At 25.6% G+C, this 24,048-nt stretch carries 22 protein-coding genes and 1 pseudogene; 3 read left to right on the forward strand and 20 right to left on the reverse strand.

Translation table 11 applies throughout. The features are described 5' to 3' along the window. Nucleotides 1–52: 52 nt before the first annotated feature. The 13 genes and pseudogenes from CSGHG_RS05450 to CSGHG_RS05515 all read right to left on the reverse strand — a co-directional run bounded on the left by CSGHG_RS05450 (nucleotide 53) and on the right by CSGHG_RS05515 (nucleotide 12,593). The gene (locus tag CSGHG_RS05450; protein ID WP_010293311.1) at nucleotides 53–682 is read right to left on the reverse strand and encodes a membrane protein; all 630 of its coding nucleotides are present in this window, start codon (nucleotides 680–682) and stop codon (nucleotides 53–55) included. A 1,041-nt stretch (nucleotides 683–1,723) separates the two neighbouring features. Further along, nucleotides 1,724–2,044: a hypothetical protein gene (locus tag CSGHG_RS05460; RefSeq protein WP_155844731.1), complete on the reverse strand. Its 321-nt coding sequence runs from the start codon at nucleotides 2,042–2,044 to the stop codon at nucleotides 1,724–1,726. A gap of 38 nt (nucleotides 2,045–2,082) precedes the next feature. Further along, complete coding sequence (locus CSGHG_RS05465) at nucleotides 2,083–3,012, reverse strand: MFS transporter (RefSeq protein ID WP_010293314.1); 930 nt, start codon at nucleotides 3,010–3,012, stop codon at nucleotides 2,083–2,085. A 52-nt stretch (nucleotides 3,013–3,064) separates the two neighbouring features. Continuing rightward, nucleotides 3,065–4,357: an MFS transporter gene (locus tag CSGHG_RS19955; RefSeq protein WP_010293315.1), complete on the reverse strand. Its 1,293-nt coding sequence runs from the start codon at nucleotides 4,355–4,357 to the stop codon at nucleotides 3,065–3,067. Nucleotides 4,358–4,390: 33 nt separating this feature from the next. Then, on the reverse strand, nucleotides 4,391–5,209 hold the full coding sequence (locus CSGHG_RS05475) for an ABC transporter permease (protein ID WP_010293317.1): 819 nt from the start codon (nucleotides 5,207–5,209) through the stop codon (nucleotides 4,391–4,393). Nucleotides 5,210–5,220: 11 nt separating this feature from the next. After that, nucleotides 5,221–6,045 carry an ABC transporter permease gene (locus CSGHG_RS05480; protein ID WP_010293318.1) on the reverse strand — a complete coding sequence of 275 codons (825 nt, stop codon included), beginning with the start codon at nucleotides 6,043–6,045 and terminating at the stop codon, nucleotides 5,221–5,223. Between the two features lie 9 nt (nucleotides 6,046–6,054). Next, entirely contained in the window at nucleotides 6,055–7,053 is a 999-nt protein-coding gene (locus CSGHG_RS05485; protein WP_010293320.1) for an ABC transporter ATP-binding protein, read from the reverse strand. A 93-nt stretch (nucleotides 7,054–7,146) separates the two neighbouring features. Next, complete coding sequence (locus CSGHG_RS05490; RefSeq protein WP_010293321.1) at nucleotides 7,147–7,428, reverse strand: hypothetical protein; 282 nt, start codon at nucleotides 7,426–7,428, stop codon at nucleotides 7,147–7,149. A gap of 48 nt (nucleotides 7,429–7,476) precedes the next feature. Beyond that, nucleotides 7,477–7,938, reverse strand: coding sequence for an SHOCT-like domain-containing protein (locus CSGHG_RS05495; RefSeq protein ID WP_010293322.1), 462 nt, complete (start codon nucleotides 7,936–7,938; stop codon nucleotides 7,477–7,479). Nucleotides 7,939–8,010: 72 nt separating this feature from the next. Continuing rightward, nucleotides 8,011–8,385 (reverse strand): DUF2089 domain-containing protein, encoded by a 375-nt coding sequence (locus tag CSGHG_RS05500; RefSeq protein ID WP_010293323.1) that lies wholly within the window; start codon nucleotides 8,383–8,385, stop codon nucleotides 8,011–8,013. Between the two features lie 238 nt (nucleotides 8,386–8,623). Beyond that, nucleotides 8,624–9,159: pseudogene (locus CSGHG_RS25040) on the reverse strand (DUF4004 family protein); the annotation flags it as partial. Nucleotides 9,160–9,419: 260 nt separating this feature from the next. Continuing rightward, on the reverse strand, nucleotides 9,420–11,444 hold the full coding sequence (locus tag CSGHG_RS05510) for a methyl-accepting chemotaxis protein (protein WP_010293326.1): 2,025 nt from the start codon (nucleotides 11,442–11,444) through the stop codon (nucleotides 9,420–9,422). A 336-nt stretch (nucleotides 11,445–11,780) separates the two neighbouring features. Then, nucleotides 11,781–12,593: a MerR family transcriptional regulator gene (locus tag CSGHG_RS05515; protein ID WP_010293327.1), complete on the reverse strand. Its 813-nt coding sequence runs from the start codon at nucleotides 12,591–12,593 to the stop codon at nucleotides 11,781–11,783. Nucleotides 12,594–12,875: 282 nt separating this feature from the next. Here CSGHG_RS05515 and CSGHG_RS05520 point away from each other — a divergent pair, with 282 nt between their 5' ends. Beyond that, nucleotides 12,876–14,252: an MATE family efflux transporter gene (locus CSGHG_RS05520; protein WP_010293328.1), complete on the forward strand. Its 1,377-nt coding sequence runs from the start codon at nucleotides 12,876–12,878 to the stop codon at nucleotides 14,250–14,252. Between the two features lie 267 nt (nucleotides 14,253–14,519). On the opposite strand, the gene CSGHG_RS05525 is transcribed toward CSGHG_RS05520, so the two are convergent. The 6 genes from CSGHG_RS05525 to CSGHG_RS05550 all read right to left on the reverse strand — a co-directional run bounded on the left by CSGHG_RS05525 (nucleotide 14,520) and on the right by CSGHG_RS05550 (nucleotide 21,156). Next, nucleotides 14,520–15,245 (reverse strand): LytR/AlgR family response regulator transcription factor, encoded by a 726-nt coding sequence (locus CSGHG_RS05525; protein WP_010293330.1) that lies wholly within the window; start codon nucleotides 15,243–15,245, stop codon nucleotides 14,520–14,522. 474 nt (nucleotides 15,246–15,719) lie between these two features. Next, nucleotides 15,720–16,046 (reverse strand): thioredoxin family protein, encoded by a 327-nt coding sequence (locus CSGHG_RS05530; RefSeq protein ID WP_010293332.1) that lies wholly within the window; start codon nucleotides 16,044–16,046, stop codon nucleotides 15,720–15,722. A 97-nt stretch (nucleotides 16,047–16,143) separates the two neighbouring features. Beyond that, nucleotides 16,144–17,154, reverse strand: coding sequence for a DMT family transporter (locus CSGHG_RS05535; protein ID WP_042316075.1), 1,011 nt, complete (start codon nucleotides 17,152–17,154; stop codon nucleotides 16,144–16,146). A 422-nt stretch (nucleotides 17,155–17,576) separates the two neighbouring features. Beyond that, on the reverse strand, nucleotides 17,577–19,238 hold the full coding sequence (locus tag CSGHG_RS05540; protein ID WP_010293334.1) for a hypothetical protein: 1,662 nt from the start codon (nucleotides 19,236–19,238) through the stop codon (nucleotides 17,577–17,579). 2 nt (nucleotides 19,239–19,240) lie between these two features. After that, on the reverse strand, nucleotides 19,241–20,044 hold the full coding sequence (locus tag CSGHG_RS05545) for an ABC transporter ATP-binding protein (protein ID WP_042315872.1): 804 nt from the start codon (nucleotides 20,042–20,044) through the stop codon (nucleotides 19,241–19,243). 290 nt (nucleotides 20,045–20,334) lie between these two features. Next, nucleotides 20,335–21,156, reverse strand: coding sequence for a hypothetical protein (locus CSGHG_RS05550; protein ID WP_010293339.1), 822 nt, complete (start codon nucleotides 21,154–21,156; stop codon nucleotides 20,335–20,337). 507 nt (nucleotides 21,157–21,663) lie between these two features. On the opposite strand from CSGHG_RS05550, the gene CSGHG_RS05555 reads away from it, so the two are divergent. Continuing rightward, complete coding sequence (locus CSGHG_RS05555) at nucleotides 21,664–22,131, forward strand: C-GCAxxG-C-C family (seleno)protein (RefSeq protein WP_010293340.1); 468 nt, start codon at nucleotides 21,664–21,666, stop codon at nucleotides 22,129–22,131. Nucleotides 22,132–22,140: 9 nt separating this feature from the next. Beyond that, nucleotides 22,141–23,088: a TDT family transporter gene (locus CSGHG_RS05560; protein ID WP_010293341.1), complete on the forward strand. Its 948-nt coding sequence runs from the start codon at nucleotides 22,141–22,143 to the stop codon at nucleotides 23,086–23,088. An 18-nt stretch (nucleotides 23,089–23,106) separates the two neighbouring features. On the opposite strand, the gene CSGHG_RS19965 is transcribed toward CSGHG_RS05560, so the two are convergent. Beyond that, entirely contained in the window at nucleotides 23,107–23,862 is a 756-nt protein-coding gene (locus CSGHG_RS19965; protein WP_042315873.1) for a RelA/SpoT domain-containing protein, read from the reverse strand. Nucleotides 23,863–24,048 lie beyond the last annotated feature (186 nt).

Here is a 24,048-nt window from a genome sequence, read left to right on the forward strand (position 1 = left end):
TTGTGATAGTTTTATTACTTTTTTCCACACAAAAAGAAGTAGTTTGTATAAACTACTTCTGTATTAATTGCTTTTTATTTTTAATATCTACTTTTTTATTTTTAAAAGGATTTTTGCCTTTTCCTATTAGTTGAAAAAAATATATTATCTTAGAAACCGAAAATAGTATATCATTGCTTTTAGATATAGCTACTTTTTTACCCATAGCCTTACCACCGACAGTCATAGCTGCAATCACAGCACTTATTGTTGCTGCAATTAATATTTGATTAAGGTTTGGTTTTGCCTGTAATATTTTAGAAACAATTACTACACCAACAGAACCACTAATAATCCCTGAAACGTCACCTATAACGTCGTTACAAAAGTTGGAAACTTTGCTTGCATTTCTAATTAATTTTACAACTATTTTGGCCTCTGGAACACGCTTTGATGCCATAGAATGAAATGGAGTTTCGTCACCAGCTGTAACTGCTGTACCTACAATATCGAATACTACTCCTAAAAGAATTATCGCAAATAATATTGCTAAAGCTACTAATATATTTACCTTAGATAATGTTGATTCTGATATTAAAGATACTGTTCCACTTATAACAAAAGTTGTTATAACGATTGTTATAAGCCACCTTCGCTCACCATTTTCCTGTTTTGAATTTTTATTTTTATTACTCGTGCCCAATTATATCCTCCTAATTTTTTTATATACTTAATTATAATTTTCAATATACATAATTAAAGGATTAAAAAGTTAACTTTTAAATCTATTTATATAATACTCAAAATTACAATTACTTATTCTTATAAATTATTAATGTTTTCAATTAAACAAGTGGTGACATATTAAGTTAATTTTACGGCTTAGGTCTAGCAGGATTTCCCATAAGATAACTAAAATGTCGCCATTTTAGCAGTTTCCTTTGAATATCTTATCTATGCTAATGCATAGGGCCAGATTACCACTTAGTCCGCACCACAATCCCTAATATGTCTCTTTTAGAACAGTCTAGGAGATTTCCTCAACAGTTGGGTATCTTTTTATCCTCTTTTGCAACATAGGTTTCAGTAAGCAATTAATAACACTTCTTGGCCTAGAATTGTTATCTCAACCTAACCTCCCCCTATATCACTCAAGGCAAGCTACACTGCACATAGCTAAACTCACCACATTACAGGTTTAATCCATTGCCGTACTTTAGACATCTCTTCTAAAGCACATACAATGGTCTCCACGGAAGTAGGAGCAATGACCACATGCCTTTGCGTCTGTCCCACAACCTTAACTCCCAGCACCAGCCCAAAACTGGGCGTCTCAAGCCAGCACCAGGAACTTCATCGATATGCTCTTCAACGGATTTTTAGCCCCGTCTTCAAAGATACTTACCCGACTAGAATACTGCACCACTTATTATATTGTAATATATACTATAAAGTGTTTTTAACTAATTGTAAATGGCTTTTAACTTCGTATTTTAATTAAAATTGACCTTGTAATTTAACTAAACAATCAAATCTCCTTCAATCACACGATAGAATGTCCAAGCTTTCATTTTTAAGTTAATTATATTGTATTTACTAACTTTAAAATTTGTTATTAATTTTTTCTGAATTTTAAAACAATTTTTGTAAGTACTTAGTTTACTACCATACCACTATTTCTCCAAATTTCTAACACTTAATTTTTTCATCTTTAAGATATAATTCCCATTTAAATAGCCACAAATTACATATCATATAATTTGTTTGTATTATTAATTAAATCGTTTAAAGAAAAGTTTTGTCCTTCATATTCAACTAATGTTTTACTACCTTTAACCAATATACAAGTTATTATTGATAAAATTCCTACAGTAAATAATAACATCATTACATATTTAACTGAAATAAATTCACTTAAAACTCCTGCTACTAACGTCCCTAATGGTGCTAATCCCATAGAGAAAGTACGTAAAATAGATAGAACTTGACCTCTTTTATTAGCTGGAATCACCAACATCTTAGTACTATCTAATATTACATTAAATATTCTATTAAAAAAGGCCATAGTAAACATTATGATCATCATTAAAACATAATTCTTCATTAATGGCAAAAAAATATAGTTATAGAAAAAATAATTAAACTGCATACATATGCTTTAAATTTCAACTTTCTTTCTAATTTAATCATAGTTAATAAAGTACTTGATATAATTGCTCCAATTGAAAACACTGTAATTAAATATCCATATCCCTTAACGCCTAAAAAACTTATTTCAGTACAATAAACCTTTAACAACATCATTCCGCCTGAAAAGCAAAAGTTTAATATACTATTACATAAAAATATATTCCTTAAAGTTTTAAACTTCCATACAAATCTAAACCCTTCTTTAAACTCTTCTTTAAAATCTACTTTGAAATTCTTATTAACTGTAGATTCTACACTTATAAATATTTCTGTAAATGCTGAAAATAAATATGATAATCCATTAAACAAAAACAAATATGATGCTCCAAGTGTTATATATAAAACTCCTCCAATCCCATTCCCTATCATATTCATTCCTGATTGAGCTAAGCTAGTTGCTGAATTTGCTTGAACAAGCCTTGATTTTGGTACTATATCTGGTTTTATTGCCATAACTGCTGGATTAAAAAATGCAGCACATATACCACTTATAACTGCTACCACAAAAGCCATCCATACCTCTATCACTCCAATAATTGCACTTATACCTACCACTGTAATTAATATACCTCTTATAAAATCTGTTATAACTATAACTTTTTTCTTATTATATCTATCTACAAGCACTCCAATAAAAGGGCCTAAAACTATCCTTGGCAACATAGTTAGTGTAGTTAAAAGTCCCATAATTGTAGTTGAACCTGTAACATCCAGTATCCAAAATTCTAATGCAAATATGTATAACATATCTCCTAAAGCAGATACCAATTGCCCCTGCCATAATAATAAAAAATTTTTATTCCACAGTTTTTCTTTTTTTACTTCTAAATAAGTGTTCCCCAAAATTACTCCACCATTTATTCAACACTCTATTTTAAATTTAAATTATCTTAAATTACATATCATATAAATTATTTGTATTATTAATTAAATTCTTAATATCATTTTCCTTACCTTCAAATTCTATTATATCTTTACTTCCTTTTACTGACACACACATTATTGATACTACTAACCCCATTACATATAATACCAAAAGTGCATATTTTATCTTCATTATTTCACCTAAAAATCCTCCAACTAAACTTCCTAAAGGCATTAATCCCATGCTTAGTGTAGATGCTATAGCTGAAACCTTTCCTCTTTTATCTTTCGGTATAACAAGAATCATTGTACTATTAAATATGTTGTTGAATACGGCTATACAAAACGCTGCTGTAAACATTATAAAAACAATTATATTATAATTTTTAATTAAAGGAAAAAGCACAATTTCTACTGCCCATAGTGTTAAAGAATACTTGTATATATAAAATTTATGCTTTTTCTTTAACTTAAATACTGATAATAAAATACTTCCTAAAACCATGCCCATGGCCATTATAGTCATCGTATATCCATATTTTTCTATGCCTAAAAATTTATTTTCTTTAAAATAAGGTATAAATAGTATCATTCCTGCATTAAAAAAGAAGTTTATACAACATACACATAAAAAAACATCCCTTAAGGTTTTAAAATTCCATATAAATTTAAATCCTTCTTTAAAATCCTCTTTAAATGAAATTTTATTTTTTTTCTTTATTAACTTAGGAACATCTATAAACAACTCTGTAAAAGAAGAAAATATATATGAAATTCCATTAAATAAAAACATATATGGCGCTCCTATTTCAACATATATTATCCCTCCAACTGCATTTCCAACCATGTCCATACCTGACTGTGCTAAACTAGTTGCTGAATTTGCTTGAACAAGCTTTGACTCATGTACTATATCTGGTTTAACAGCCATAACTGTTGGATTAAAAAATGCAGAACATAATCCATTTACAATCCCTACAATAAATACCATCCACACTTTTATAAATCCCATAAGGGCTGCAATACCGACAAATGTAACAAAAACACCTCTAATAAAATCTGTTATAACTATAATCCTTTTTCTATCCCATCTATCAACAAACACCCCAGCAAAAGGTCCTAAAATTAACCTTGGCAACATTGTTAGTGCACTTAAAAGCCCCATAATAGCAGTTGAACCAGTAACGTCTAAAATCCAAAAGTCTAATGCTATAGTGTATATAACATCACCTAAAACAGATACTAGCTGTCCTTGCCAAAGTAAGAAAAAATTCTTATTCCATAGTTTAATTTTTTCATTTTCAACTGGTTTAATTTCTCCCATGTATTCATCCCCTATACTATAATTTTTTTATATCTAGTATCCAGATAACCCCTCCTGCCTACATTTCTTTTCTACTTTGTTAAAAATTAAAACTCCAAGAAATAAAAATACAAACATTGATATAACTAATATTAAAAATTCATATTTTAAATCCATAAATGGAGTTTCTCCTATAAGTAGTACCCTTGCACTATTATTCATATATGTTAATGGAATAATAAAACTTATAGGAAGTAAAAATCTTGGTAATACTTCTATAGGAAATGTTGATCCTGAAAACCCTTGCATTAATCCATCTGATACATCTATTACTGTATTTTCATTTTTAATTATAAGAACTAAACTTGCTACAATTAACCCCAGTCCCATAAGTGAAAATAAAAATGGTATTAAAAATATTATGCATTTCAATAGCTCTTTACTAAAGACATTGAAATTAAAAGCTAATCTACAAATAACACCAACAAGTATTACTTCAAATGTAGAAGTTATAAATTCGAATATAGTATTAGCTAAAACTAACACAATTCTATTTACTGGTGTTGTCCAATTTGATTCTAAAACTCCATCCCACATTTCTTCCTTCAAACTATACCCTATGGACCACATAATAGCTGAAGAATAAACTGATATCATAAATCCTGTAACCATAAATCCCACATAATTATCACTACCGGTAAATTCTTTAAAACCACCAGTTCCTCCAAATCCTTTAGCCATTAGTATTTGTGGTGTTAGCCATATTATTGGCATTGCAAAAACCATTAATATATTTAATGGATATCTAAAATATATTTTTGCTCTTACTATAATTTTTTGTTTTATAACCCTTAATATATGCTTAAAACTCATAGTAAATCCCCCTAAAACCTTGATAGCAAACCATCTTCTCTTACTTTTCTTTCTAATACCCAAAATATTAATCTTCCAATAATAAAATAAATTACTCCTAATATCAGGCATAACATTAATGATTTACCTGAATCAATTAGACTATTGCCATTTAACATAACAGATCTTGCAGCTTCAATTCCAAATGTAAATGATAATGATTTTGAAATCACTTGCATAGATTTTGGCATAACAATTATAGGAAATGATATTCCTGCAAATACCATAACTATTCCCCTTACTATATGAACAGCTACATTAGCTTCTTTAAGCCATAAGACTAAACTTGCCAGTATACTTCCAATTCCAATAACTCCTATTAAAATTACAGCAAAAATCACTATCCATTGAAGTAAATTTCCTTTGATCTCTAATCCATACAAAACTTTATATTCTAAAATAGATATAACTATGTATAGAAACGATCTTATTACTGTTATAACTGAACCACCTATCATAATATCAAATTTATTTATTGGGCATATCCATAAAGACTCTAAAGTTCCTTTTTTCTGTTCAACTCTTAAAAATGATCCAAAGCTCCATAATGTCATATTTACCCACATATACACTAGTGAACCAATAAGAATATATCCTTTAAAATCTGAATAGCCTGTAATCTTCATAAAGTTACCAGCAAAACTTCCATCCTTACCAGACAATACAATAGCATTTAATATATAAATCAAAGGAAACACTGCCGGCCAAATAATTAATCCTATTATCCAATCTCTATATCTTACTAGCTCTATTAATCCCTTTTTCCCCATTGCCATTATTACCTTAAACCTTTTCACATTATACACCTACTCTCTCAAAGCCTTACCTGTTAATTTTATAAAAACATCCTCTAAAGAAGGCTTTAAAACATTTATATTTCTAATACTTGTATTAAATTCATTTAATACATTTAGAATAGGTTGTATTATATCTATGCCATCATTATGGTGAATCAATACTTCATAAGTTCCTTTGTTGGATAAATACGTTGAATTAACATTTTCTATTAGATTAATTAACTCTAATTTTTTTAGCATCTCTTCTTTTACATTATCAACTTCTATTTTTAAACTACTAATATCTGAAATACTTTCTTTTAAATTATCTGGTGTATCAAGAGCAATAATTTCTCCATTATCAATTATTGCAATTCTATCACATAAAAAATCTGCTTCTTCCATATAATGTGTTGTTAATAAAATTGTCTTACCCTCATTTTTCAATGACAATATTATATCTCTTAAATTTAATGCAGATTGTGGGTCTAATCCTAAAGTAGGTTCATCTAATAAAATCACTGGAGCATCAGGTATAAGCGCCTTGCCTAATGCGACCTTTTGTTTCATACCTGTGGAAAATTTTTCTACTGTTATATCTGCTTTATCAATTATCCCTAATCTTTTTAATATCTTTTCAGTTCTTTGTTTCCCTTCTTTTGAACTAAATCCATATAAACTCGCAAAATATTCTAAATTTTCTCTAGCTGTTAATTTCCAATATACACTTCTGTCCCCTGCTAAAATACTTCCTATCTGAGATAAAGCTTTTATTTGATCTTTTTCACTGTCTATTCCATTAACCTTTATCATTCCATCTGTTGGTCTTAAAAGTCCCATTATCATTTTTATAACAGTTGTTTTTCCTGCTCCATTAGGCCCTAAAAGTCCAAAAATCTCCCCTTTTTTAATATTAAAACTTACATCTTTTACAGCTTTAAATTCTGTTTTTTCAATAGTTTTTAAAATTTTTTTCTTCCTTACTATAAAAGTTTTCTTAACATTTTTTATTTGTACAACTTCTTCCATAAAATCCCCCTAAAATATACCCTTTTATAAAATTAAATATTAGAATTTCAAAATGAAATTCTAATATTTAATACTTGAACACAAAATTTAAATTTATATTATAATTTTTACACAGCTTCCATCACGTTCTTCTATATCAACCATAGCCATACCCTTACAACTTTTTTTCAAATCTTTAAATGCTTTTTTTAATGTTCTTTTATCAATGTTTTTTAAAAATTCTAATGCTTCCTCGTTTATTTTATCTTTGGAACCTTTATTTTTTGCTCCATACTTTCCAGCTAATGATATACAGTTTATAGCTATGGATATACAAAACATAGGAATTGGTATAATAAATTTTCTCCCCATATTTTCCTTTATAATTATTTTCATAGTTCTACCTACTTTATTACTTTTTAATTAACATTTTTCAAAATAAATTTATTTTATTTCAACTATTACAATATCGCCTTCTGCACTTTCAACTTCTACAATTCTTCCTGTAATTCCTTGATCTATAGCATTTCTTATTAAGTCCATATCCACCTTATCCTCAACTTTTGACATAGATGGAATCTTATTAGTTGCTGCTAACATTAATTTTATAAATTTTATAGGTATTTTTATTTTAACTTTGTCTCCATCATTAGAAATAACAAAAACATACAACATAATTTCACTGTTTTTAGGAACTTCTGCTAAAAATTTCTCTCCTTCCTCTTTTAACAATTGTAATTGAGTTTCATCTAATTTTTTTGAGACATTTTCATTATCATATTCATCTTTAATTTCTACATTCTCCTCGACACTATTTTTTAATGATGCTATAAGACTTGCTCCAGTTTCTGCATCAATTTTTCCTTCTTCTATCATTTTTAAAACTCTTAAAACTTCTGTTTGCATTTTCCCTCTCCTTTTTTCGAATTTTCTGTATATTATTTCAATAGGTTCTTATATATTTTAAGAACCCTTTAATTACCTTAATAAATTCATTGCTTCTTCTGCTGTTATTTTCCCATTCTCAAGCATATCTAAAATTTCATTATTATTAGATGTTTTGTTATATGCTTCATCTTCAGGAAAACTTGTATTTAAATCAAGAGCATTAATTACATCATCCAGTTTTCCTCTAACTGTTGGATATGATACCCCTAATTTCTTTTCAACATCTTTTATGCTTCCTCTACACTTTAGAAAAATTTCTATAAATTTTAATTGGTCTTTAGAAAGACTTTCAAATTTTGAAAATGAAAATTCATTTTCTATAACAGTATTGCATTTATTACATTTCAATTTAACGATTTTTAAGCTATGATTACATATAGGACATTTGCTAAGAACTTTATACATCTTTATAAATTCCTCCTTATATTAATAATTATATGATAACTATTCTGTTTAGTAAACACTTTAATTGAATATTTTTATTTTAAAATTAATTTTTTAAACTTTATTCATAATTTAAATTAAATAAATTAATTTAAACATTAACTTATTTAATTTCTATCCAAATCTCTTTTAATGAATTTATTATATTTTTCAAGTTTATAACTTCAACTACTTCTACCCCACCAATCTCCAATACTTTGTCCTTAGCAAAAATTATAAATAATTCTTCTAATTTGTTCTTTTTTAATATTATTAAATTATAATCTTCACATTGAATATCATTAAACCTTTCTTTTATATCCTCTATTATACTAACTAAATCTTTAATAGAAATCCCTTTTATTTTAAGTAATTTATCAAATAAACTTAATGCAACACTTTCTGAAAAGTTAAATTCTAAACAATTACCAAAGTTATATTTATATAATGTAAGTGTTGCTACAGAAACTAGCTTTTTTCTAATAACAATTTTTCATTTATTTTAAAATTTTCTGGTTTAGATGAAAACATATTTGCCATATCATCTAAGGATATTTCATCTTTTAATGTTATTATTTTATTTATTCTTTCCAAAACTTCTTCTCGTGGGAAAAAAGTTTCTTGACCTGTAAAAGTTGCTATTTTCATAAACCATTCTTCTGGTATTACCTTTTTTCTTTTCCATCTATAAAGTTGTCCATAAGAAATTCCTGTTAATTCTAAAAGTTCTTTTTTTGAAATTAAATCTTGTTCCATATTAAAAACCTCCTTTTTATAGATGTTTATTTATTATATATACAGTATAGCAAAACATTGTTATACTGTATATGAATTTTAAGTCTTATTGTGTAACAATATTCATCTATATCTTTAATTTTCTTATAAGATAATTCACAATATAAACATATAAATTTTATTAAAAAACATATAAAAATTTATAATTAATTTCTTCTCCATGTTAAAATCATCAGAAAAAGCCATCAGAACAATATTATTCTAATGGCCTAAAAATATTATTAATTTTCTAACTTAAAATATGATATAGTTTCTTTTATTGTTTCTGATAGTATTAGTAATTCATCTGTACTTCGGGTAATCATTTCAAGTGATCCCGTTTGCTCTGTTGTAGATTTATTAACTTCTTCTGCTAGTGCTGCAACTTCTTCCGCTACTGCTGCAACCTGAGTTATCGAGTCCACAACATCTTTTTTAGTTAAATTAATTGTTCCAATTTCATTATTCATAACAGTCATTGCATCAAACATATTTTTTAAACACTTATTCATATTTAAAAAAGATTGCCTCATCATATTGAATGACTCTACTTGTTCTTTGCTTAAATCATTAGAAGTTTCAAAAGCCTTTTCTGTAGATTTTATTACTTTATTTATCCCTGAAATTATGGATTGTATATTTTCAGTTGCATCTTCCGTTTCATGAGATAATACTCTAATTTCTTCTGCTACCACAGCAAAACCTTTACCCATTTCACCTGCTTTAGCTGCTTCAATAGATGCATTTAATGACAATAAATTAGTTTGCTGAGATATTTTATTTATCGTAACCACAATAGTTGAAATATCACTCATTTGTTCTATTAATGTTAATACTGAATTTTTAACTGTTTCGAAGCTATCTATAGAATTTTTATTAGCTTCTGCTAAAAACTTAATTTTTGATGTGCTATCATTTAATGAATCCATGACCTCTTTACCTTGTTCTTCCATTTGTAAATTTTTATTTGCTAACAATTCTATTTTTTCTTCTAAGGCTTGAGTTTTTAAACTTACTTTTTCAGCATCATTTGCTTGAACAACTATTCCTTGAGTTATTTCATCTATAGATGCCTTTATTTCAGCATTAGATTCTCTAAAATTTTCATTAATATTTTTTAATTCTGTTGATGATTTTTCTAATTGTTCTACAGATGAAAAAGAACTTCCTATTAGATTTTTTAAGCTTTCTATCATCTTATTTACATCATTAGCTAGTATTTCAATTTCATCATCACTATTAATCTCATTAACCTTTATAGATAAATCACCATCTGCTACTTTTTTTACTTTTCCGCTTAATAATTTTATAGGTTTGGTGATTTTTTTTCCAAACACATACATAACAAATATACCTATAAATATAACAACTATAAATACAATTAGTATTTTAACCACCATATTCATAACTGGAGCTAACATATCTTTTTTAGATCCACTTGAAAACATAATCCAGTCTGTTCCATCTATTTTAGAATATGCAGAAACTTTTTTTTCACCATTGTATTTATATTCAAATAAACCATTATCTTTTATATCTCCATTGTTTAATAATTCATTTAGTGCATCAAGATTTATACTTTTACCAATTAAACTCTTATCTTCATGGAATAAAACATTATGATTTTTATCAACTAAATAATTGTAAAATCCATCATTCTTAAATTTTTCCACTATTTCAGTAAAACTTTCCACTTTTATTTCTTTAGATATAGTTCCATTAAATTTATTATTTTTATCTACTATTGGCTTAGATGCCACACATACTAAATTATCACTTATTAAAGATTTTTTCACTGAAGAAATATTTTTTTCACCATTATCCCTAGTTTTTATAAAAAACTCTTCACTACTAATATTTTCTCCTATAACACTTGAGTTAGTAGCAAGTAATATTTTTCCTTCTTTATTAGTTATAAATATTTCTTCTATAAAATTATTATTTTTTTTCTCATTATTAAATGTTTCTAATATCTCTTTATTTAAAGTTATTATCTTTTCATCAACAGCTTGTCCGTTATTATCTATAACTAACTGAATATATCCTTCTTGATAGCTATCTAATTGTCCTACCTCTTTGTCCATAAGCTGATGAATAGACTCACTAGCTCCCTTTACATTTGTAGTAAATATTTCTGTAACTTTATCTGAAAAGAAATTACTACTTAATCCTATAATTATAAAGCTAAATAGAAGTACAATTAGAATTATAATTATGCTCATAATAAACATTAATTTACCTTGTATAGATTTTAATTTGTTTTTCATACTACTCCTCCTTAGCTAAGCTAATAAGTAGTTTTTATACAACCTATTAACAAATTAAAATTTTCATAGAACTATAGAGTTTTTAAATTATTCATTTTAAAACTTGAATATCTAAGATAATAAAACATATTGGAAAATACTTAAAATTATATAGTTCTACATAATATAATATATACTTATTAAATAAAAAGTGGCACTATATATGGAAAGTAAAATTTATGCTTAATGGTTTCCAAAAGACATAGTTTTTTTAATCATCTAGAAAAATTTAATTAAAATAAATAGAAAACTTAAAATTAAATAAAACCGTAATATACACTACGGCTTTACATATTACTAATATTTTTCAACAGGAATTTGAATTTCAGTAATATATTCATTGTCCACTGATGTCTCGTGAACATCTATTTTATATATCTCAATTGGTTCACTTTTAATTTTATAATTATTATCTTTTATAAATTCTAAAATCTTAGGTAAATGTTCTTTATTTGTACAATATGCTCCTCTATATGAATAAGTAACATAATATCCTTTTTCAAGTAAAAGATTATATGATTTTTCCTTGTCCTCTAACAAACAAAATACTGATTTATACTGATTGTATATGTTTTCTTTTAACTGATTTAAATCATATATAGCACCTATGTTTTTGTTTCCTAAAACATAAAATTTTTCTTCAAATTTTTTCTGTAATTTTTTAACTAAAAAGTCTACATCCTCATCTCTAGATATATTACCATTTAGCTTAAGTGCTTTTCTTTCATTCATATAGACAACTTTTATAGTATAAAGTTCACAACTATTTACTACATTATCTATATTATTTAATCTATTAATTATGTTTTCTTTTTGCTTACTTAAATCTTTTATTTGTTTGTCAATTATATGTATTTCCTCTTTTAAAACCTCCTTAGTAATTTCTATGTTTCTATTATCTATATAATCTTTTATTTTCTTCATAGAAAAATTTAATGTTCTTAATTCTTTAATTAAATTTAGTTTCCATATATCACTTATACTATAAAGTCTATATCCATTAGTATCTCTTATAGGTTTTAAAATACCTAACTCTTCATAATACATAAGTGAATCTCTTCCAATTCCATATATTTTAGAAATTTCTCCAATCTTATAATAATCCTTCAAAATAACACCTCTTAATTACATATCATGTACTTACTTGTACAATGTTTAGTTTTATATTTACTATATAAATTAATTTACTCTTTACTTTAATTGTTTTTTAATAACCACTCCACTTCTATTGCTAAACATAAATATTATTATATTTATGCAACTCTTGACCTTGGTATTATACCAAGGTTTATAATTCTATTATAGTATTATTTTATAATATTTTATTAAATTTTAAATAAATTTAATAAAAAAATATTATTATAAAATTTAATAATTTCAAGGAGTGTTTTTATGTCTAATTCTGTTGATGCCGTCGCCAATAAGTCGGCACTAAGAAAAAAATTTTTACATTACTTATTCCCCTCAGTAATAGCTATGTGGGTTTACTCAATCTATACTATGGTTGATGGCATGTTTGTTGGTAGAGGAGTTGGTCCTACCGCTTTAGCTGCTGTAAATATTGCTATGCCTTATGTAAATTTCGTTTTTGCATGTTCTATGTTCTTTTCAACCGGTGCATCTACAATAATTTCAATTTCTCTTGGAAAAAATAATAATAAAGATGCTAATGAAATTTTCACCCTCAACCTTGTGGCTATGATTGTATTCTCACTAACTATTAGCATACTAAGCTATATTAACATTGATAAACTTGCACTATTTTTAGGTGCTACTGAAAACACCTTACCATTTGTAATTTCATATCTTAAAATTATAATTGTTTTCAACACATTTTTTATAGTTTCTTATTGTTTAGAAGTTCTTACAAAAACTGATGGCTATCCTTACTTGGCAATAATAGGAGTTGTTCTTTCTGCAATAACTAATATAGTTCTTGACTACCTATTCGTGATAAAACTAAACAGAGGCGTTGAGGGCGCTGCAGTTGCAACAGGTATTTCACAAGTAATATCAACAATATTTTTCTTTAGTCATTTTTGTAGAAAAGTTTCTAAACTAAAACTAACTAAATTTAAATTTAAGTTTAACACTATAAAAAGAATAATATTTATAGGCTTCCCTGATGCTATAACAGAACTTACATCTGGAGTTGTTATATTATTATTTAATCAAAGCATTTTAAAATATATAGGCGAAAATGGAATAGTAAGTTATAGCGTTATATGTTACGTTAGTACTTTAGTTCTAATGACAATGATTGGTATAACACAAGGAATGCAACCACTATCTAGCTTTTATTTTGGGAAAGAAGATAATACCAGTATTAAACAACTTTTAAAAATGTCCTTTAAAGCTATAACTTTTGCATCAATTTTAATATTTACTATATCTATAATATTTACTAATGAAATAGTAAGCATTTTTATAAGTAAAGAAAACTTAGAGTTATTTTCTTATTCGGTAAAATCATTTAGAATATATTCTTTTTCATTTTTAATTTTAGGTTATAATATATTAATTTCTGGATTCTCTTCTTCAATTGAAAAACCAGTATATGCTACTATAATTTCATTATCAAGGGGACTTATATTAGTTTCTATAGTTCTTTTAGTAATGATTACTATGTTTGGTGGTTCTGGAATATGGTTTACAACTATAATTTCTGAAGGTTTATGTGTTATAATTTCATTCTTTGTTATAAAAAAATCTTTAATTTATATAAATTCAAATGAACCTGATGATTCTCTGGAAATTGATTGTTTTTAATTTTCCTTAAAAAAACTATGAAGTTAGATACAATATCTAACTTCATAGTTTTTTATATTTCATATTGAGTTCTAAGTTAACTCTTAAATTCATTCATTGAAAAACTTGAATATCAAAAATAGTGAGACATGCTCTAAATCGCTTAGAATTAAACACTACGTCTTATATAAAAAATATTTTAAACTTATTGAATAAATTTAAATTGGAGCTTATTTCTCTACATACTAAGATAAATTTAAAATTATAATACCTTTTTAATTAAACATATTATTTACACCAATCATTTAAATAATCTACAAATTTAAATTTTATAATTTCTAAATAAGTTTTACTTATAGGTATAATTTTACCAGACTCTAATGTTATTTCCCCTTTGTTTATTTCTTTTATTTTCTTTATATTAACTATGTATCCTTTATGACATCTTGCAAATTGATTATGTGGTAAAAATTCTTCAACTTCAGATATCTTACCATAGAAAGTATTACTAGTTGTATCTGTGCATACAAACATCACTCTCCTAATACTTTCAAAATATTCTATCTCATCTAAAGGAACTTTTGTTATTACACCTTTATACTTACAACAAAAATAGTCTTCCTCTTTTTTAGTTATTGAACATATAGCTCTTTCAAAAACTAACTTTAATTTTTCTTTATTAACTGGCTTTAACAAATAATTTAAAGCTCCAGTATCATATCCATCAAAAACATATTCCTTAGAAGACGTTATAAAAACCAATATAAGTCTTTCATTATAACTCTTTATTAATTTTCCAATGTCTATACCATTTGTACTATTCATTATAATATCTAGAAATACTATATCATATTTATACGGATTATCTTTTATTTTTATCGCTAAGTCATCACCGTTTTCAAACTCATCTATATTAATTTCTATTATAGACTTATTACAAATTTCTTTTAATATATCTATAATTTCTTTTCTATGAAGCTTAATATCATCACATATTGCAATATTGTAACTCATAATTCCTCCTAAACCATTTGCTTTTATAACCTATTTACATACCTATTATACTATAACTTTTTATACTCAAGTAAAGCAAATTATTAATGATTCTATAGCTCGTAACTACATAATATCCCCTAAATATATACCATAAATTTATTATATTTATTTTTAACTTTTTTCAATTGTGACCTATGAATATACTCTATTATACCTTTTTTTATTTCTAAAAAACATTTCACAAATGTAAATTATTATTAATTTATACTGTAGACTTTTATCAAGTTGTTAACTATTTTCACATAAAAAAAAGATATTCAAGATGAATCCTCTTTATTTTTAAAACAATAAATTTAAAAATGATTGTACTACAGAAATACTAATTTTACATTTATTCTACAATAATTAATTATAGCATATATTAAAATAGTTATATATATAAATTAACTTTTTATATATATATTTCCTAATTCTTATATTTAAATGAATTTTTTATCTATTATATAAATTATAGTACCTATTAATTTTTTTATCTAATTCACTTAAATTTATATATCTTCTTTCCCTTAAAATTTCTTTTCCATCTATATAAAATACTACTGTAGGTATATCAAATATATTATATTTAGAAACAACTTCCTTACAATCGTTTATTTCTATTTTAAAACTCTTTAACTCTTCATAATAATCTACTATTTTATCTACCTTGCCTTTTAATACATTACAAACTTCACAACTTTCATTTGAAAAATATAATATTACAAAATTATTTTCTCTTACACATCTTTCTATGTCTAATACGTCATTTAATATTTTCATTATACTAACACTCCATTCCTTATTTCACAAAATTTAATTAATCATATATATTTTATTTTTTATGTTCTTTAAAATCAAATTTATGGGTTTATTTTTATTAACCTATTACAAATGTAATAGGTTTTATCTTATATAGAAAAGAAGCATAATAAAATATTATACTTCTTTTATATATAAGATAATTATATAGAACTTTTAATATGCTTATTTTTTTAAATCTCGAAAAATCATACTCTAAAAAAATAGCAGACATTAATATTATTATTGATCCAATTATTTGAATGCCATTTAACATTTCACCAAATATAAAAAATGCAAATATACTACCTAAAACTGGCTCTAAAGCAACTAATATACTAGTTAAACTTGTATCTATGTACTCAGTAGCTTTTACATAAAACGTATTTGATATAAATGTACTTAGAAATCCTATTGATAAAATATTTAATATAACGATTACTGGATGATTATTAGTTATAACAGCTATTTTTATATCCTTAAAATTAGTGAACATGGCTAAAAATAATGTAGCTGATAAAAATCCATATATTAACATTGTGTCTTTTTTATATTTTTCTATGTAAAATCTAGGAATAACAATCTGAAGTGCAAATAGCATTCCAGTAACGACCCCTGCAACAGCTCCTATAAGATCTAACTTAATTTTTTCTCCACCTAAAATATTAGCTATGCATAAACATCCAATCATAGCAAAAATAATTACAAATATTTTTTTTAATGTTATTTTTTCTTTAAAAAATATTGCGTTAAATATAGTGACCCATATAGAATTTGTAAACATTAATACAGTAGCTATTGATATTGGAATTTTGGATACAGACAAATTAAAAGCAATAAAACACATTGCAAATGTACCAACTCCATAAAAAGAGCATATTACTAGTCCCCTTATATCAATTTTTAAAGCTTCCCTATTGTTTTTTAACAGCCACAATAAAAAACATACCGTTGCTATAGATGCTCTAAAAAATGATATCCCTTTTTCATCTAAGCCTGCAATACATAAATTTCTGCTTGTAATACCCATCACGCTCCAAAATAAGGTAGCTATCAATACTAAAGCAATACCCTTGTTTTTATTATTCATTTTAATCCTAGTTACCAAATCTTAAACCCTATATTTTTTGGTAACCTCCTCCCCCCTAGTTTCTTATATTTTTCTTTTAAATTATTTACATTTTTTATTTTAGAGCATAGTAAAATTTTGAACAATATATATTTGAAATTTTAAATAAAAATATATATTATTTTTTTATATAGGTTTAAAGCTATAGGGAAACAAGCTCCAATTTAAATTTATTCAACAACTTTAAAATGTCTTTACACAAGATGTAGTGTTGAATTCTAAGTGATTCGTAGCATGTCTCACTATTTTAGGTATCCAAGTTTTGAAATGAATAACTTTAAGAGTCAACTTGGAACCCTATAAGATTATACTTGATAATAAATAAAGCTAGACATTGGTATCTTATCTATTACGTAGATACCTATGTCTAGCTAATTTCTTAATTATGAAATTATGTCTTTTGAATTGTTTTTATTTTTAAATGTTAAATTCCAACTTATTATTGTTGCAATAAATATTATTATTAAATATACATAAATTCCATAGGAAATAGTTGTTGAAATATAGTGACCGCCCCATATTGCTCCAGTTATAATAAATGATAACATATACGCTCCTAGGGATTTTTTATTTTCACTTGGACTGTACTTCATAGAAAATGGTAATCCTACACCTATACATTTTAAATCTATTAATATCATTAATATCATAACAAAAATCATTATAATTAAATGTATAATAAATTTCCATTTGAAAATTAGTAAGTATATTATCCCATCTAGAATAACCACAGGCATAATAAATTTATAAATACAGGCTTTTATTGAACCCTTATAAATCAAGTTATAATTTTCTATAGGTAGTGCCTTGTAAATCCATCCACCTTTATACTCCTTGGAAAATTGAATCATTGTTATCATTGGTGATGCCAACATTATTAAAGCATAAAATGTAAAGTAAGACTTACCTTGTGATATATTGTGAATACTATTTGCTGCATTGCTTGTATTTCCAATGTTCATAAGTAAAAATATCAAAGGAAATATAGCTGCCATGGCTAATGATGGATAAACCTTAAGTTTAAAATCTCTTTCTTTGCTTAACATTTCACAGGAAAAATTAAAGAATGCTCTTTCTATTTTATTTTTACATATAAATTTGCTTAACTTTAAAGTAAATTTCCCTTTTTCTTTATTAGATATTTGAGAATTTTCATTTAACTTTATTAAATATTCTTCAAAACTTTTTGCTGTTTTAAAGTATAAAATTATACTTAATATAGGTACAACTACTGCTAATATTGCTAATATACTTATGCCTATATCTAATTGCTTATTTTTTGCAATTGATAATGGTGCTGAAAACCAAAGTGGTGGTAAAAAATAATGAACCATTTTAGCAGTATACGTTCCACTAATATTTTCAAAATTAAATAATCTTCCAATAAATTGATATCCTATTGTAATTATTACAGTTAAAATTATTTGTATAAAATTTATTATATCCTTAAGTCTTTCACCATCAAAATACTTTAGCACTAAATAATATACTAATGCTGTTATTGTTACAAGAAATAAATCTATAAAAATTATTTCCACAAAAAATACTATAAAAAATAAAATTCCATATCTTAACGATGCTATAAGAGAAAATCCGCAAAGAGCAAGTGTAATTTCACAAATATATATAATTATATGTGTAAACTTTGCAGCATTTATAGTCCTTAGATCTACACCTTTAGTTCCAATTAAAGTTTTATCTCTAACATCTAAGATAACAGTTGAAAAATCAGATATAAAAATAGATAAAATAAAAAACATAATCATTGAAAAGTACATACTCATTTTAGCCATGACATTTATATCTGGAATAATAATAAACGTAAAAACTATACCTAAAAATAAATAATACTTCAATGCACTTTTAAACTGATTTTTTTCTTCTTTCTTATCATCATTAGTATTACTTAAAACTGTTGGAGTCTTTCTACTGTCTGTAGTAAGTTTCATTTTTAATATTAGACTCATCATATCATAATCTACACCTAATTTTTCGTAGACCCACTTAAATTTATCTATTAGTTTTAGAATTTTAAACTCCCACACAATTATTCCTCTCCTTCAACTATAGATATAATTTTTTTAGCTGTCTCTTTATGCATACTAAATCCAGTTAATTCGTTAAATATATTTTCTAATGAACCTTCATTTATTTGCACTTTTAATTCCTCAAATGTTCCATCTGCAATAACTGTACCTTCATTTATAAGAATTATTCTATCACTTATTTTTTCTACAACATCCATAATATGTGATGAATAAAATATAGTTTTTCCTTTAGATGCCAATTCTTCTAAAAGTTCTTTAACTATCATTATTATATTCGCATCTAACCCACTTAGTGGTTCATCCCAAAATAATATATCTGGATTATGCAAAATACTGGCTATTATCATTACCTTTTGTTTCATACCCTTTGAAAAATTAGATAATCTAGAATTATAGGACTGCCCTACATTAAAAACCTCCATTAATTCTTTTGCTTTTTTATCTATATCATCATATTCCATACCATATAATTGTCCTATAAATGTTAAGTATTCTTTTGCTGTTAAACTCTCATAAACATCTGCTACTTCTGGAACATAACCTATTCTTTTTTTATAGCTTCCATCACTATTTTTTATATTTTCTCCTAAAACTTTTATTTCTCCATCATAATCTTCTAATAATCCTAATATTAACTTAACAGTAGTACTCTTACCTGCACCATTAGGACCTATATATCCTATAATTTCCCCTTTATAAACCTCTATATTTACACCATTTAAAACATTTTTGCTTCCAAAACTTTTTCTTAAATCTTTTATTTCTAAAGCACTTTTCCTCTCCACAATTATCCCCCTTTTCATAAAATTACATAATTATATTCTATTATATACATTTTTTATTTACCTTTATATAGAATCAACTTAAAATACCTTATTTCATACTTATCCTTAGTGTTTTTATAAAATTAGATAAAAAAGAAATTAGAAATATTATACTAATTTCTCTTTTTCTTATGTTTTTAATATTAAGATATTATAACTTTTTTAAACATCTATAATCTTATCTTTAAATACTATTTAGTATTATAATTTTTAAATATTATAATATGTAAAAATACTTGTATATAAACTATTATTTATTAAACTACATTTTATAATAAAAGAGTTATTATTAATGAAAGTAAAAAATTTGTTGTTGCTGGTGGATCAATATGTGAATCCGCATGGCTATTTAAAGTCTTACATACTATATCACCTACTATAGCTGCAATAATACCAAAAGCTGCACCAATATAAATGTTACCACTAGTAACTCCAGCTAATCCTGCCATTAAAGTTATATGATGTGTTACAGGAACTGCATATCCCATTTGTGCAAAAATTAATGTAGTCGCACTAATAAAAAAACCTAACACTGCAATTCCTGTTGTTACTGCATAATATGAACTTACTAAACCAGCACCTAAACCTAACATTATCAAATAAATTATTTCTTTACCATTAGGAAAATATTTTCTCTCTTTAACTTTTGTATCTCCCAATAAACCACTTTTACCAAATACTAATCTTGCAATAACTCCAGATGCTAAAACTGTTAGTGCACCTGTATCTGCTGGAACATGTATAATTTCTAAAAATAAATAATTTAATACACATCCAATTACACCAAATGCACCACCTACTAATAAGATTAATGGATTAGAAAACTTATTAAGTGGTGTTACAAGATCAGCTCCTGACTCAAGTTCACCAATTTTATGTGCAAAAGCTGCAGCTCCAACTCCAGCTGCAAAAGAAATATGTGGTCCTAAAAAAGCTCCAAAAGCAACACCATCAACCATGTTAATTGGACCTGTCGACACAGTAAGTCCCGTAAGTCCAACTATTCCTACAAGTATAAATGCTGGTAAGGCTCCTATTGCCGCTGCAAAGGCACCTCCACCAAATGCTGCTAAAATCATAAAAATATCCATGTATACTTCCCCCCTAAAATTAAAATTAAAACTAAAATTATATTAATAATTTCGCTTTAAACCTTTTCATTCAAAATTTTTATTTATTCCTATTATACTAAATCATATTATTAAAAAGTTAAATTTTAATAATATTTAATATATTTTCAACTTTTCCCCTCACAATTCTACATTTTAATATGTGTTTTGTGAATTATCTCAACTTTAATATTTTTTCAAATTTCAACTGAATAATCAGTATGTATTTTAAATACCGATAGATAATTCTATTCTATTTGTTTTTTCTATTTCTAAACTTGTATGTTTTTTGTTAGATTTTAATATATAGAAATCTATATTTTTAATTTATTCATTAAAACTTTAAATATTTTACTAATGATTAAATTTAATTATGTAAAAATGCTAAATACATTTTTCATAATTACAGTTAATAACACTTTTAATTTAATGAGTATATTAAAATTTTATATTCTTGCACTATTTTATATACAATTAGGAGGATTTAATATGAAAACTGAAATAAGTATCAAAAAAATCAAATCAGATGCAGAAGAACTTTTTAGAAAAGGTGATTTCTTTTGTTCTGAAGCTATAGTTTATTCTATAAAAAATAACTTTGAATTAGACATGCCTGATGAAATGGTTGCTATGGCATCTGGATTTCCTGTAGGTATAGGACGTTCAAAATGTGTATGTGGAGCAGTTTCTGGTGGTATTCTTTGTCTTGGTTATTTCTTTGGTAGAACTAAAGGTGGAGACAAAAAAGTAGAAAACACTTTAAAACTTGCAAATGAACTTCAAGAAAGTTTTAGACAAAATCATGGTTGCTTATGTTGTAAAGTACATACTCAAGGTATGGATATGGGTTCTGGTGAACATAAGGCTCAATGTATATCATTCACTGGTGAAGTTGCAGAAAAAGCTGCTAGCATAATAGTTAGAGAACTTAATTTAAAAAATATTGATGAAGAGTAGGTCTTAAATATGAAAAAATTTTTAAACTTAATACCACTCCCTATTGCTGGATTAATGCTAGCCTTAGCATCTACCGGAAATTTAGTTGCAAACTATAGTCCTATATATAAAAACATATTTGGAGCTATTTCTGCAATAATTTTTATATGTCTTGTGTTAAAATTTTTTATTAATCCAAAATCCGTTATAGATGATTTGAAAAACCCAGTAATAGCTAGTGTAACCCCTACATTTTCTATGGGAATAATTATTTTATCAACATATATAAAGCCTTATTCTTATAAATGTGCTTTTATATTTTGGATTTTAGGCATTATTATACATTTTGTATTGATGCTTTACTTTACTATAAAGTTTATTTTAAAATTTAATATAAAAAAAGTATTTCCAAGTTATTTCATAGTTTATGTAGGTATTGTAGTGGTAAGCTTAACTGCTCCAAATTTTAATGCTTTAACTTTTGGCAAGACTGTATTTTGGTTTGGGTTTATATGTTATTTAATTTTATTACCTATAGTCCTTTATAGAGTTTTAATTATAAAACAACTTCCTAAGCCAACATTACCACTTATAACTATTTTTGCAGCACCAGCTAGTCTTTGTCTTGCTGGATATATAAATTCATTTGACGCAAAAAATTCTATTATAATTGGAATATTATTATCTTTATCATCAATAACATTAATAGCAGTAATTATTCTTTTACCTAAATTTCTTAAAATAGAGTTTTATCCAAGCTACTCAGCATTTACATTTCCATTAGTAATAAGTGCTATAGCTTTAAAAGCTTCAAATAAATTTTTAGGTTCAATAAATATGAAATCTAGCTTATTGAATTACATAAGCAAGGCTTCTGAATATATTGCAATAGTTATAGTTTTATACGTTCTTATAAGATACATACATTTTATATATACAAAATTAAAAACTAAAACTAATTTAACTATAAATTCTTAAAAGTAGATTCAATTGAATCTACTTTTTTTCAAATGAACAAATTTTTTCTTTCAATAACTTAATTTCTTCTTCTTTTTCTTTTAAAACTTTATTATATTCACACTTTACACTACCTAAATTATCATTTAATAAATTAATAAATGAAGCCATTTCATCAGCACTTCCAGCAATACGATTAAATAATAATAAATTTGCTTCTAATACCTTAGGTATTTCTTTATGTGAATACCTAAGCTGGTGATCTATTTCACCATATCCTTCTTCAAATATAGTTCTTACTTGAATTTCTGCTATAACCTTTTGACTAGTTGGATAAAATTCTATCAAATAGTGCACTGATCTGTATCCTGATTTTCTTGAATGAATTTGTATTCCTAATTCTTCAAACCTGCTTGTGTCATCGCCCTCTCTAACATTAGCTGTCATCTCTGTAACTTTCCATGTATTAAGTATAAATTGATGTATACTTTCCCATTCTTGCTTAAATATATGTATAGCTCTAATTCCTATTAAATCATTTATTTCATCTTTATAGTTTTCTATAGTAAAGTTAAAATCTTCGCCATATTTTTCTTTTCTATCTCTTGTTTTTCTAATAATTTTTTCTATTAATCTTTCTGCATTTTTAACTCTTGCCTTAACAGTATGAACATTACATGCATTCTTTACTATATTAGAAATAAATTCTGCTTGTGTTTCATAATTTTCTCTAGATTGTATAAAATCGTTATATATTGCATTTAAATTATCCCAATTAATATTATTCTTTTCAATTTCTTGTACTGTAAAAGGATATTTTTCAAAAAAACTTTTTTATCAATGTTGTTTTTCATAGTAATAGCACTCTCCTATATTCAATAATCCCAAAGAAGCTTCTACATTTATTATATATCAAATTCAAAATAATTAATTAATCTATTTTAATATCTAATAAAAAGTAGTCCTAAAATAGAACCAATT

The sequence above is a fragment of the Clostridium senegalense JC122 genome, assembly GCF_000285575.1.
Classification (GTDB): Bacteria; Bacillota; Clostridia; order Clostridiales; family Clostridiaceae; genus Clostridium_J; species Clostridium_J senegalense.